The organism is Nitrospira sp. CMX1 (assembly GCF_054902215.1).
On record NZ_JBUBKD010000010.1, the window covers coordinates 12,738 to 26,309 of the forward strand.

At 55.0% G+C, this 13,572-nt stretch carries 8 protein-coding genes; 5 read left to right on the top strand and 3 right to left on the bottom strand.

The window, feature by feature from the left end; all coding sequences use genetic code 11:
- Positions 1-343: 343 nt before the first annotated feature.
- The 3 genes from ACYX34_RS01365 to uvrA form a co-directional block, all read right to left on the bottom strand.
- Positions 344-2,821: an ATP-binding protein gene (locus ACYX34_RS01365; protein ID WP_462074862.1), complete on the bottom strand. Its 2,478-nt coding sequence runs from the start codon at positions 2,819-2,821 to the stop codon at positions 344-346.
- Positions 2,822-3,050: 229 nt separating this feature from the next.
- The gene (locus tag ACYX34_RS01370) at positions 3,051-3,380 is read right to left on the bottom strand and encodes a DMT family protein (protein WP_462074760.1); all 330 of its coding nucleotides are present in this window, start codon (positions 3,378-3,380) and stop codon (positions 3,051-3,053) included.
- A gap of 349 nt (positions 3,381-3,729) precedes the next feature.
- Positions 3,730-6,237 carry an excinuclease ABC subunit UvrA gene (gene uvrA, locus ACYX34_RS01375; RefSeq protein WP_462074761.1) on the bottom strand — a complete coding sequence of 836 codons (2,508 nt, stop codon included), beginning with the start codon at positions 6,235-6,237 and terminating at the stop codon, positions 3,730-3,732.
- Positions 6,238-6,599: 362 nt separating this feature from the next.
- On the opposite strand from uvrA, the gene mpqE reads away from it, so the two are divergent.
- The 5 genes from mpqE to ACYX34_RS01400 all read left to right on the top strand — a co-directional run bounded on the left by mpqE (position 6,600) and on the right by ACYX34_RS01400 (position 13,380).
- Positions 6,600-7,376, top strand: coding sequence for a methyl-plastoquinone biosynthesis methyltransferase MpqE (mpqE, locus tag ACYX34_RS01380; RefSeq protein ID WP_462074863.1), 777 nt, complete (start codon positions 6,600-6,602; stop codon positions 7,374-7,376).
- Positions 7,377-7,385: 9 nt separating this feature from the next.
- Positions 7,386-9,011, top strand: coding sequence for a B12-binding domain-containing radical SAM protein (locus ACYX34_RS01385; protein WP_462074762.1), 1,626 nt, complete (start codon positions 7,386-7,388; stop codon positions 9,009-9,011).
- Positions 9,012-9,230: 219 nt separating this feature from the next.
- A complete protein-coding gene (locus tag ACYX34_RS01390; RefSeq protein WP_462074763.1) occupies positions 9,231-11,297 on the top strand; it encodes a universal stress protein in 2,067 nt (688 codons plus the stop codon).
- 83 nt (positions 11,298-11,380) lie between these two features.
- Entirely contained in the window at positions 11,381-12,763 is a 1,383-nt protein-coding gene (locus ACYX34_RS01395) for a radical SAM protein (protein ID WP_462074764.1), read from the top strand.
- A gap of 107 nt (positions 12,764-12,870) precedes the next feature.
- Entirely contained in the window at positions 12,871-13,380 is a 510-nt protein-coding gene (locus tag ACYX34_RS01400; protein WP_462074765.1) for a hypothetical protein, read from the top strand.
- Positions 13,381-13,572: the final 192 nt, after the last annotated feature.

The following is a 13,572-nucleotide window of genomic DNA, read 5'->3' on the forward strand; positions in this document are numbered from 1 at the left end:
ACAAAGTCTCGACTCGCTCCCGGGCGCCGCATCCACTCCACTGCCTCCAGTGACTCACCTCGTGACAAAGCCTCCCAGAGCTGCCTGACACAACCTGAAAAAGGGAAGGCTTTCACGGCCTGTCCCATCACCAAATTTCCTGATACTGCAGAATTTTCGACAAACCAATGCGGTACCTTTTCGGTCTGACGAGCAGAAAACTTGATGGTGTTCAAAATGAGGATGTCGAAAGATACACTCTGCTTGACCGCCTGGCGGATGCTCTAATGCCTAGGCGGTCAGCTCTAGCTGAGATGGAGGGGAGACCAGCGGTGGTTACACAACTGGGCAGAAACGGTACGCGCTAGCCCCAAGCCGGATCGAGACTCCCGTTTGCGCCTCGCCAATGCGGGGCCCAGGCGAGAGCCACCAGCTTCACGGCGATATTGGCCTTGGTGGGTTTTATAGAGATTGTTTCGAGCTTCTCATTGAGTGGGTCGGTGGCCGTGGCCAATGCATCGCTCTCGGACTTGAACTGCGCTTCGAGCTCGGCCAACTGCTGTTGGAGCACCGTGACATTTTCTTCGGCTGCTCCGAGATCTTGAGATTCTTTCATGACTCGACCGGCGCTCCGAATGGCCGTGGTGGCTCGCCCGATATTGGCCGCGCTGATCGTTTTTCGTCCCATAAACGCCCCAAGGATTGACGCACCGACGGAAATGGCCGCCTGCATTTGGCTGGAACGGGACTCCGCCTGTTGCTTCTCCTTCGCCAATTCTGCTCTTCTAATACGATCTTGCAGCGTCGTCATCTTCGAGGCATATTTCTGACGAAGCGCTTCCGCCCCCTTGTCGCGCTGTTCACGCCCGATCTGCTGCAACCGCACACGGAAATCTCGCTCGGATTCACCTGGTTTGGACACGTCCTTCGTGCTGGGGCTCCGGAACAATTCGACCTTTTGTGTCCTGAACAGCCAGCCACTGAAATCCTTGGTCCAGTCGGCATAACTTTTGGCTTTGCCGGCACTGGCCGGCACTGGCCGGAATTGCGCCTTGTCTGACGGCTCCCGCTCAAGATCAGCCACCGCTAGATCCGCCGTAACTGCCTTATCCCAATCGACCGCCACAGCACTGTCGGTAACGGCCGTCACCACGGTCATATCCTGGATGGTATCGATCCCGCTCTTCAAATCAGAGAAACGGAGTTGTGCCGCGCCCAACAACATCGGAGCATAGACCAAATCACTCCCCTCCGGCTTTGAACCGCGCAATGGGATGAAATGCTGAGGCACCTCGGGAGGCAGCATGGGGCGCGAGGCCAGTGCTGAGGACTGAGGGCTGAGTGCCGAGTGAGCAGTTGCTGACGCCTCACCTTTCCCCCCTACCCCCTTACCTCTCAGTGGATCCATGAGTTGTTTGATCTGCGTCCTGGTCAGCGGCCCGCGGAGATAGGACAGGCACCAGCGTGTCTCAAACACGACCGGCTCGTCCTCGTGGACATTGTTCATGAGAAAGATCCGATTGCCCAAGCCGGCGAGTGTCTGCTCCATACGACCACGATCAAACTTCTTCCCGGCACTGGTCGAGGCTCCCTCCAATCCTTCCAGGACGCGGGCCTTATCCCGTTCGGTCTGCAGTCGCCCGATGAACCAGGTCCCCGTGTTAGCCAAGCCTTTATAGTCGAGATCGACGGGGTTCTGCGTGGCTAGCACCACTCCGAGGCCAAACGCTCGCGCCTGCTTGAGGAGGGTCATCAGCGGCAGCTTGGACGGCGGATTCGAAACAGGCGGAAAATAGCCGAAGATCTCATCCATATAGAGGAGCGCCCGCAAGCTAGTCGTCCCAGACTGTGCCCGCATCCACCCCACCATTTGACTGAGCAACAGCGTCACGAAGAACATGCGTTCGGCATCGTTCAAATGTGCGATAGAGAAAATGGCAAGGCGTGGCTTGCCCTGCGGGGTATACATGATCGACTGAATGTCGAGCGCCTCACCTTCGAGCCAGGCTTGAAATCCCGGCGCGGCGAGCAGGTTATTCAGTTTCATCACGAGGGCAAAGCGATCTTTCGAGGGGAAAAATGAGTCGACGTCCATCACGCCGATCTTCGATACCGGCGGGGCTTGAATGGCCTGGATTAAGGCTGCCAAATCGAGATCCTGTCCTTTTCTCCAGGTCTGATCCAGGATCGTAGACAAGAGAATGTGTTCTCGGCTCTGGATGGGGTCGGCTTCAATCCCGAGCAAACCGAGCAGGCTCGTGACCGTCGTACTGATCCGTTCGCGCAACAGTTCTGCATCCTCAAGCACATCAGGAGCCGGCGCCGCAAACGACTTGAGAATAGACACCGGCAGCCCGGCGCTGCTCCCAGGGGTATAGATCGCCATATCCGCGGCATCACGAAGTCGCTGAATGCGCGCGCCATCCTGCTGCCAGCCCGCCAAGCCTTTCGTCCACAACTCTGCTTGTGCCTGGGCATAATCGGCTGACGACAAGCCCTTCTTGCGGGCGTCGTCTTCATTAATCCAAGGCTGGAAATCTTCGCCTTTTAGGTTTGGAAACGTCAGCATCAGGTTCCCCAGGTCACCCTTCGGATCGATGATGATGGCCGGGATATTGTCGATTGCCGCCTCTTCGAGCAGAGCCAAACAGAGACCAGTCTTTCCGCTGCCGGTCATCCCGACGCAAACCGCATGGGTCACGAGATCTTTGGAGTCATAGAGAAGCCATCCCGGCTTCGCCTGCTTTGTTGCCAAGTCATAAGGCCGTCCCATATAAAAAACACCGAGCTTTTCAAAGTCTTCCGATGTCGGAGTCGTTGTCGTCGCAAGCGTTGCCGACATCTTGGTTTCCTTCCCGGCCTTCTCGCTGGACTCTGATTTCTTTGCCTTTGGCATACCGATATCCCCTTTCGCTCGACGATCGAGATAAATTGGGCCGTATTGTAGTGAGCTCATAAATGAGCTGCAAGCGGAAGTGACAAGATGCGAACGGAAAAGAATCGTGACGGTAGGCCTGAGTTGCAGGAGGAAACTGAAGCCTAGGTAGACCTATCGTGGCATGAATCTGCCATCACCACTCCTTGAAAATCACAAACACCGCGCCGACCATCATGCCGAAACCAACCAGATAGTTCCACTTTAGCGGTTCCCTCAAGTACAGAACCGAAAACACACAAAACACGACCAGAGTAATGACTTCCTGGATCGTCTTCAGCTGGGCCGCCGTGAATTCATAGTGCCCGATCCGATTGGCGGGGACTTGGAGACAATATTCAAAAAATGCGATCCCCCAACTGACGACAATCGCCATCCACAAGGGTGAGTCCTTGTATTTCAGATGCCCATACCAGGCGAATGTCATAAAGATGTTGGAGATCGTCAGCAACGCAACAGTCTGCATCGGACACCGTCCTCCTCGTTATTGGAAATTGTCGGGATATTGTCTCTTGGAATCACGCGGCAGGAAAGCAAATGGGCAAATACCGGAAAGACCTAGTAACGTACCTTCGTACAACACCAACCTGGCTGAAGGCCATGAGCGCCATTAGCCACCACTCTTCCCCTTTCCTTACATAGCGGGGATGGGAGAGATGCAGCTTTCTAAAGTCGCCATAGTGGAAGTGGTGAGATGTGGGACGGCTGGTTTGTCCTTCACTGCGCGCATGCAACGAGCACTGCCCACTTCGATCAGAATCTGATCAATCTAGCGTGCGCGTTGCGCGAGCACGAAGGATAATCAGTCGGCCCGCTCACAACCCCGCCTCTTTCAACACCTGCCCCGTATAGGATCGCTTGGCTTTCGCAATCTCTTTCGGTGGGCCTTCGGCGACGATCTCGCCACCGCGATCCCCACCCTCCGGCCCAAGGTCGATAATCCAATCGGCATTCTTGATCATATCAAGATTATGTTCGATCACGAGCACCGTGTTGCCGGCTTCGACCAGCCGGTCCAGCACATCCAGCAACCGCTGCACGTCGGCGAAATGGAGGCCGGTGGTCGGCTCATCAAGGATGTACATCGTCCGTCCAGTCGCGCGTTTCGAAAGTTCACGCGATAGTTTTACCCGCTGAGCTTCGCCACCAGAAAGTGTCGTCGCGGATTGGCCAAGCTTCACATAGTGCAACCCGACATCATGCAAGGTCTGAAGCTTCGTCTTGATCAATGGGATATGTTCGAAGAATTCCAACGCATCGTCCACCGTCATGTTCAGGACATCCGCAATGCTCTTGCCCTTATGCAAAATCTCCAATGTTTCACGGTTGTACCGTTGGCCCTTGCACACCTCGCAGGTTACATAGACATCGGGGAGGAAATGCATTTCGATTTTGATGAGCCCATCACCCTGACAAGCCTCGCATCTCCCGCCTTTCACATTGAAACTATAGCGCCCAGGCTTATAGCCACGGACACGCGACTCTGGCAGATTGGAATAGAGATCACGGATATAGCCAAACAAACCCGTATAGGTGGCTGGGTTCGACCGGGGAGTCCGCCCAATCGGTGATTGATCGATATCAATCACTTTGTCGAGCGCATCAACCCCTCTGAGGTCTTTGCATCCATCGATCTTCGGTTTTTTGTGGTAGAGCAGTTGCGACAGAGAGTGAAACAGGACTTCCAGCACGAGTGTGCTCTTCCCCGATCCAGAGACCCCTGTAATGCAGGTGAAGAGGCCCAGTGGAATTCTAGCCGTTACATTTTTCAGGTTATGCTTCTGCGCTCCCACGACCGAGAGCATCCCCTTCGGCTTCCGCTGCCGCTGCGGGACAGACACCGCCTGCGTCCCGCGTAGATATTGGCCCGTCAGTGAATGAGGATCGCTCATAATCTGCTGCGGCGTCCCCTGCGCCACCACATGCCCTCCGTGTGAGCCGGCCCCAGGCCCCATATCCAGCACATGGTCGGCAGCTATCATGGTTTCCGTGTCATGCTCCACAACCACGACCGTGTTTCCGAGATCCCGTAACCGCAACAAGGTTTGCAACAACCGGCGATTGTCCCGCTGGTGCAAACCGATGGAGGGCTCATCCAGGATGTACAGCACACCCACCAAACCGGACCCAATCTGCGTCGCCAGTCGGATGCGCTGCCCCTCACCGCCGGACAGGGTTGCCGCCGCTCGATCCAGCGTCAAATAGTCCAATCCCACGTTGACCAAGAATCCTAGCCGCTCTCGAATCTCTTTCAGAATTCGATGCGCGATGACCAACTCACGATCGGTAAACTTGAGGGACAAGAAGAAGTCAGCCGCCGTACGGACGGAGAGCCTGGTCACCTCGGCAATCGATTTCTTGGCGAGTTTGATGGACAAGCTTTCTGGCCTAAGCCTCGCACCGTGGCAGGTTTCGCAAGGCTCGAGCAATGTGAAGTCTTCCTCCTCTTCGTTGCCAGGGGACACAGCATAGCCGATCCCATCACAGGCCGGGCAGGCGCCATGTGGACTGTTGAAGGAAAACACTCGCGGTGTGACTTCGGGATAACTCACTCCACACTTAATGCAGGCCAACCGGTCGCTGTAGAGCCTGGTCTGCCCATCCTCCGTCAACACGCCGACCAACCCACCAGTCAGCTTGACTGATGTTTCGACGGAATCCGCCAGCCGACGCATCAAGGCATCGCCCGCTTTCATCACCAAACGATCGACGATGATTTCAATCGTATGTTTCTTCTGTTTATCGAGAGAGATGTCTTCCCCAAGGTCCACGATCTTTTCGTCGATCCTGGCTCGCACATACCCGGCCTTACGCATCTCCAACAACTCTTTCCGATACTCACCCTTCCGCCCACGGACGATCGGCGCCAGGATCTGGAACTTCATGCCTTCCGGCTGTGCTGCAATGGCATCGACCATTTGCTGCACGGTCTGCGCCGTAATCTCTTCACCACATTGGAAACAATAGGGCCGCCCGACACGGGCAAAGAGCAGTCGGAGATAGTCGTAGATCTCCGTCACGGTACCGACCGTCGAGCGGGGATTGTGGCTGGTGCTCTTCTGTTCGATGGAAATCGCGGGAGACAAGCCCTCGATCGAATCAACATCCGGCTTGCCCATCTGCTCGAGGAACTGCCGAGCATAGGCCGAGAGTGACTCGACGTATCGCCGCTGGCCTTCGGCGTAGATCGTATCGAAGGCCAGCGACGACTTCCCCGACCCGCTCAAGCCGGTGATGACGACCAGCTTGTCGCGGGGGATTTCCACATCGATATTCTTGAGATTATGCTCTCGCGCACCCTTGATAATGATGGAGTTGCCCATCGCGTTCTCTATCTCCTACCCGCCTCAGCGCTGAATGTTGAGCCCTTCATTGTCGGCGCGGGATTATAGCATGTAGAAAAACAGGATCGTGGGGTTACAGAGCACTTATGGGCTCTGCACGGGTCCCGTCGAAGGCTTGGTCCCATCGAAGAAGGCGTGACGAACTCATACGCTTCTGCAGGCAGCACAGCCATGTAAGGCTAGCGTCAACGCAACCGCGGAACAAACGGTTTGAGCGCGAGATGGTATGACTGTGTTCTCTCCCACTACTGGAACACGATGAAGCCATGGTCGCCTAAACCTAAGGGCCGCCCTTCCCCCTCACCTTGACAAAGCTTAAAAGCGGATGCTACCAACGTGTCATGGTGGGAACCGAGCGTCATTCTATGACTCACGATCCGCAAACTCCGGCGAAGGTAGTCTCAACCTGGTCGGGCCAGGCCCGAGAGGATGCGGTCCAGCGGATGTTCACCTCGATTGCCGGGGCGTACGACCTGAACAATACGCTCTTGAGCTTCGGCCTCCATTACTATTGGAAGAAGATCACCGCCTCCTTCATTACTCCGGTCGGCCGAGGGACCGCCCTCGATGTCGGATCAGGCACCGCCGACCTTGCACTTCTGATTGAATCTCGCATGGGACCGAAAGGCCGGGTGATCGCCTCAGACCTGAACCATGCGATGCTCGCTGAAGGTCTCAAAAAAATAGCCGACAAAGGCCTCCGCGACAAAATCACTTGCCTGCAGGCCAGCGCGGAACATCTGGGGTTCGGAGACAACACCTTCGATGCAGTCACCACCGGATTCTGCATGCGAAACGTCGGGGATCTGCCTCAAGCTGTACGAGAGATTCGCCGAGTGATGAAGCCCGGGGGGCGTTTCGTATGCCTGGAGTTCTCCCGCCCGGTCTTCGGTTGGTTGCGAACTCTCTATGATTGGTATTCCTTCAAACTCTTACCATTCATCGGCACGATCGTCGCCCGCGACCGAACCGGCGTCTATGAATACCTGCCCGCATCAATCCGGACGTTTCCTGATCAAGAGCGGTTGTGCCAGATCCTCCGCGATGCCGGATTTCGTCAGGTGTCGTATAAGAACCTCAGCGGCGGCATCGTCGCCATCCATATCGCCACAAAGTAGTCTGACACTGTGAACTCCATTCTCTATATTTTCCTCCCCTGCAAGAAGGTGTATCCGGTCGGAATCACCTACTTGGCGGACTTCATCCATCGGCGGAAGCCCGACGTTCGTCAGCGCATCCTTGATCTGTCGTTGTTTCCGGTCAACCAGCGCAGTCAGGCCATTCGGGACGCCGCGACGGAGTTCAAACCGGATCTGGTCTGCTTTTCATGGCGCGATATCCAGATTTTTTCGCCGCATGAAGGGGACTCTTCACTGGAACACGCCTTCAATTTTTATTTTGCGAGCAACCCGATCAAGCGCGTCGTCGCTTCGTTCGCCGGCATCAAACAGCTCTACCGCTACTACAGCCATATCTATACAATTCTGTCGTATCCGGCACTGATTCGCAGAGAATTCCCCAAGGCTCAGATCATGATCGGAGGGGGGGCTTTTACCGCATTCGCCGATCAGTTGATTGAAAAGCTGCCGGAAGGCACTATCGGCATACTGGGCGAGGGAGAGGATGCCATTCTCAAGCTCCTCGAAGGACGGTCGATCGACGACGAACGCTATATCGTCAAAGAAAGCGGACGGATCCGAAAAGGTTCCCATGGTTCACCGGCGCTGCTTGATGCACCGGCCGTCGATCTCCCCTATTTGACCTCCATTTTTCCTCAGTGGCAGGAATACCAAGGCGAGTCGATCGGGGTGCAGTCGAAACGAGGCTGTCCCTATGATTGCGCCTTCTGTCTGTATCCCTACATTGAGGGCAAGCGCGTGCGCTACCGGCCACCGGAGATGGTCGTGAAAGACATCTCCCAACATTATCATCAGTGGGGTGCCCGGCGGTTTTGGTTTACCGATGCTCAATTCATTACGGGCAAGGAAGCCTATCCACAATGTACCGAGATCATGGAGCGCATCATCAGCGAGAAGCTGGAGATCGAATGGTCGGGCTACATCCGCACCTCATTGATCACGCCGGATTTTGCCAAGCTGATGGTCCGTTCTGGAGTCGGCGACTTGGAAGTCGCTATCACCTCCGGCTCGCAAGAAGTCCTGAATAATCTGCACATGGGATTCAAGCTGGAGCGACTGTACGACGGATGTCGGCACCTCGCAGATGCGGGGTTTAAGGGCAAGGTTATCCTCAACTATTCATTGAACAGCCCAAAGGAGACTGAAGAAACTCTGCTCCAGAGCGTCGAATCGTACAAAGTGGTGGCCTCGATTCTCGGGGAAGAACGAGTCTTCCCCTTGATGTTTTTCTTGGGCATCCAGCCCAATACCGATCTTGAACAGCGATTATTGGAAGAAGGGTATCTGTCCGCAGGCTATAATCCCTTGATGTTGACGCCGACCAGCATTCGAAAGCTCCTCTATAACCCAGCACCATTGAATTCATTCATCGCCAAAGCATGCCTGCGTGCCTGGGAGCGAAAGCAAGGAAGCCGTGATCCCCGCAAGTGGACAGGCTCTCTCTCGCAGACTACCGATCAGTCAACCGCCTATGCGGATAAAAGCTTGAGCAAAGGGATTGAAGGCAACTCCGGTCGAGATGCCCTCCTCTCCCTCGAAGAGATTCTTCGTTCCCGCCGACCGGCTTCATCCCCTTCCCAGACAACTGAGCCAAAAACAAGCTCCGTTGGTTAACTTCGTCACTTGGTCCTGAGGCAATGGCCATGAGACATGGCCAGGTGCCGTGCTTGCTCAGGACCAATGACTATTGACCGCTCCGTGTCTTGCATTCCAGTTTAAGCCGATGCTATCATCCCGCTTCTCCAGAGGCTGGGGCAGCGCTTCAATCATCTGGTTTTTCAGGCCATTGCGAGGCTGAACCTCTGTTAACTCGCGCCTTAAGGAGGCGCCTCAATGTATAAGACGATCTATATTCCGGTCGACAATTCCGACCATTCCAATACAGCGGTGGATATGGGTGTCCATCTGGCAAAAACCTTCGGCTCCAAAATTGTGGGAAGCCATGTCTATGCCGCAAAAATGCATGACAAGCGCTTTAAGCAGATGGAAGCCGGATTGCCGGAGGAATACCATGATGAAACGGAGCTCGACCGTCAGCGCCAGATCCATGATTCGCTGATCACGCGTGGCCTCCAAATTATCACCGATTCCTACCTCGATTACGTCGATAAGAAGTGTACCGAGGCCAATCTGCCCATTGAACGGCGCTCGCTTGAAGGGCGAAACTGGAAGGTGTTGGCCGAGGACATTAATACCAACGGGTACGACCTCGTCATCATGGGCGCCTTGGGCGTCGGAGCCGTCAAGGACAGCGTCATCGGAAGCAACACGGAACGCGTCGTGCGCCGTGTTCGCAACTCCGATATGCTGATCATCAAGAACACCCAACCGATCAAGGGTGGCAAGATTGTTGTGGCAGTGGACGGAAGCCCTTATTCGTTCGGCGGATTGATGACCGGGCTCGCACTGGGTAAAGCGCTCGGCATCCCGGTCGAGGCGATTTCAGCCTTCGATCCCTACTTCCACTATGCGGCCTTCCACAGTATTTCCGGTGTGCTCAATGAAGAAGCGGGAAAGGTTTTCCGGTTCAAGGAACAGGAAAAACTCCACGAAGAGATCATCGATAGCGGCTTGGCCAAGATCTATCAATCACATCTGGACATTTCCCGTGAAATTGCGCAAGCCGAACAGACCGACCTCAAAACCACGCTGCTGGACGGTAAGGCCTTTGAAAAAATCATCCAGTATGTCCGCAAGGATGTCCCGGCCTTGCTGATCGTCGGACGCATTGGTGTCCACAGCGACGAGGATATGGACGTCGGCAGCAACACTGAGAACCTGTTGCGGAGTGCACCCTGCAATGTCCTCATCTCGAACCGTAAATATGTTCCCCCGATCGATACGCAGGCAGAGTACACCATCGCCTGGACGGAAGAGGCGTTGCGACGGATGGAAAAAATTCCTGTCTTTGCCCGTGGCGTGGCGAAAACAGCGATTCATCGGTATGCCATTGAGAAGGGTCATACGATTATCAGCAACACGGTCGTCGATGCCGCAGTAGGACACATTCTTCCGAAAGGCGCCATGGACGCAATGCGAGCGCTTGGTGGAAGCTTGGATGCCGCAGGGATCGATCGTGACAGAATGCAAGCGGACGAAGGTGTGACGAAAGACCTCATGGGGCCGACCTTGAGCGGCATCATGACCCAGATCGTGGAGGAAAAGCCGAAGGAAATCAGTGTTTCGACACAGGCCTACCTTGATCGTATGGCACAGACCTATTTCGTGTGTGACGGGTGTGGGTATATCGGAAAAGGTGATACGCCCGTTAAGTGCCCCGTGTGCGGTGCTGATGGCACCAAATTCAAGCAGGTCGATAAGAAGATTTTTGAAGTGGCGGCAACGACGGAAGGCGAACTGGAAACAGATGTCGCCTACGACGATGTGCCGATGCAATGGACTAAAGATGCGAAAGAAGCGATCCGTGCCGTCCCGGCCGGATTCCAACGGAGACGAGCGAAGGCGAGGATCGAAAAGACCGCGCGAAAATTGGGGATGACGACCATCACCCTCGAATACGCGGCCCCGATGATCAAAGAAGCGGCATCCGAGGACTACACACCGATTTTTTCGAACAAGGGCACCGGCACGGCCCCGACAGCGGAAGGGATGCTGGCTGCAGCCAATGAAAATGGAACGAACGGCCATGCTGAAAGCGCATCCCCCTACACCTGGACGAGCGATGCACAAGCCAGGTTGGATCGGGCGCCGGAAGGTTTCATGCGTGACTGCACCAAAGCGTTGATTCTCAAGCATGCTGAGAAAATCGGCGCGACCGTGATCACACTCGAGGTCGCGAACGAAGGCATCGAACAAGCAAAGGGCTATATGGCGGAAGCCATGAAGACCGGCAACCTCAAAGACATGATCGCAGACCTCACCGGAAAGGGACGCGCATAAGTTACGCGTGCTGAGTTTTTGGTGCTGTCCCTCAGCGCCTTCCGCTAACGAGTCTTCAGCCTCAGCACCCCGCGCCATACGTCATGGGCAAATCGCTTCCCATCTTTAACGGTGTTTCAGGAACGCTGGGCTCCTTGCAACAACACGTCGCCCGCTTCTTTCCCCCGACTCCCGACAAGAGCGACGGGCCTTTCGACGGACGAACCGTCGATGACTTCAAGCCCTATCTCGTTGCGCTCAACCTCACTAAGCGCTGTAATCTCAAGTGCGATCACTGCTACCTCGACGCCACGACAAAGGCCGCAGGTGGTGACGACGAACTCACCACCGAGGAATGCTACCGGTTGATTGATCAGATCGCCCAGGTCAACCAAGGGTGTCTCTTGGTGATTACCGGCGGAGAGCCGCTGGTCCGACCCGATATTCTCGACATTGCGCGCTACGCCGTGAAACTCGGCTTCATGGTGGTCTTTGGGACTAACGGCATGCTGATCGATGATCAGATGGCCAAGACTCTGGTGGAGATCGGCGTCATGGGCGTGGGAATCAGCATCGATTCATTGAATGCCGCCAAGCATAACGCATTTCGTGGTGTCCCCGGCGCGTGGGAGGCTGCGGTAGCAGGTATCGAAGCGAGTAAACGAAACGGCCTGCAGTTCCAAATCCATTTCAGTGCACAGCCGATGAATTACAAGGAACTGCCGGAGGTCATCACCTGGGCTCACCAACTTGGAGCCCGTGTGCTCAACGTCTTCTTCATGGTGTGTACAGGCCGCGGGGAAGAACTGACGGATATCACCCCTGCCCAGTATGAAGAGGTGCTTGGCTACCTGATCGACTGCCAAGACGATTACAAAGGGATGCTGGTTCGCGCCCGTTGCGCCCCACACTTTAAACGGCTGGCCTACGAAAAAGACCCCAACTCTCCGATCACGAAGGCAACCGGGTACATGGGAGGCGGATGCCTCGCCGGGACGAATTATGCCCGCGTGACACCGAACGGCGAGCTCACTCCTTGTCCCTATATGCCGCTGTCGGCGGGGAACTTGCGCCAGCACAGTTTCGTCGATCTGTGGGAGCGCTCGGATATCTTCAATTCGTTCCGCTATCCTCAGTTGAAGGGAAAATGCGGCGACTGTGAATACAGCGACATCTGCGGTGGTTGCCGTGCCCGCCCCTATGTCGACCATGGTGACTGGCTCGACGAGGATCAGTGGTGTCTCTACACGCCGAAGGGCGGCGAGAAAATCAAGGTGGCGTTCAACGTCGCAGAAGAAACCGAGGTAGTATGGGACGAAGCCTCCGCACTCAGGTTGAGCCGTATCCCTTACTTTCTCCGCGCCATGGTGAAGAAAGGCGTGGAGAAACATGCGCGTGAGAATAACGTCCAGACGATCACCGTCGAATTGATGGAGGAACTGCGCAAAAAGCGGTTCGGCAACGACGCACCGGTCTTCAAGTTCTAAGCGAGAAGTGAGTAGTTAGCAGTGAAATGTAAAAGATTTCGACTCTTAGATCCTTTCCTTCTCTTTTACCCCTCACCTTTCACCGATTACCTTTCACAGCATTGACCATGGACACCTTTGAAAGTATTGCAACCGATCTCAATATCCTGATTCCAATCATCAATCATTGGTTTCATTTACTCTCTGCAGTCATTTGGATTGGGGGGCTGGCATTTCTCGTGATGGCGGTCACCCCAGGACTGGAGAAAGCTGTGCCCAAAGATCAGATTAAGCCCATCACGGATATTTTTTATCGACACTATAAAAAAGTCGCCGGTATTTTACTCGTTGTCTTGCTGTTTACAGGGGGAGTCAATCTCCACTACGTCAATCAAGTCCTAGTGTCGCAAACGGGTAACGGGGTTCAGCACCACTCCAAGTATCTCATGGTCTTCATGATCAAGTTGCTGCTCGTGCTGGGCCTTCTGACGCTGTTTCTCTACACCGTGATTTTCAAGTCAGATGATGAGGCTGAAGAAGGGGAGTCCTATGAGGCTATTCCCTTCCAGCGAGCAGCCCTCTGGATGGGATTCTTCATCATCCTGTGTGCCGCCGCCATGAAACATCTTCATCAATAGGCCTTCTGCACCGGCCCCTTCCAGTCCGAGACAATTCTCACCGTCTCACATGAGACAGCTATTGTGTCAGTCAGATACAGTCCTGCCTGTCACCCCTAAGGCAGAAATATCCAACACGACGAAGAATCAATCACTTACCATGTAGTCAGTCAGTGTCAGCCTGGGAATGGAGATTGCCTATGTCCTGAAGCA

What these genes read in the sequence shown, in the direction of transcription:
- ACYX34_RS01395 (WP_462074764.1), top strand. Translation starts at nt 11,381, where the DNA reads ATGGGCAAATCGCTTCCCATCTTTAACGGTGTTTCAGGAACGCTGGGC.
- mpqE (WP_462074863.1), top strand. Translation starts at nt 6,600, where the DNA reads ATGGTGGGAACCGAGCGTCATTCTATGACTCACGATCCGCAAACTCCG.
- ACYX34_RS01370 (WP_462074760.1), bottom strand. Translation starts at nt 3,380, where the DNA reads ATGCAGACTGTTGCGTTGCTGACGATCTCCAACATCTTTATGACATTC.
- uvrA (WP_462074761.1), bottom strand. Translation starts at nt 6,237, where the DNA reads ATGGGCAACTCCATCATTATCAAGGGTGCGCGAGAGCATAATCTCAAG.
- ACYX34_RS01390 (WP_462074763.1), top strand. Translation starts at nt 9,231, where the DNA reads ATGTATAAGACGATCTATATTCCGGTCGACAATTCCGACCATTCCAAT.
- ACYX34_RS01400 (WP_462074765.1), top strand. Translation starts at nt 12,871, where the DNA reads ATGGACACCTTTGAAAGTATTGCAACCGATCTCAATATCCTGATTCCA.
- ACYX34_RS01365 (WP_462074862.1), bottom strand. Translation starts at nt 2,821, where the DNA reads ATGTCGGCAACGCTTGCGACGACAACGACTCCGACATCGGAAGACTTT.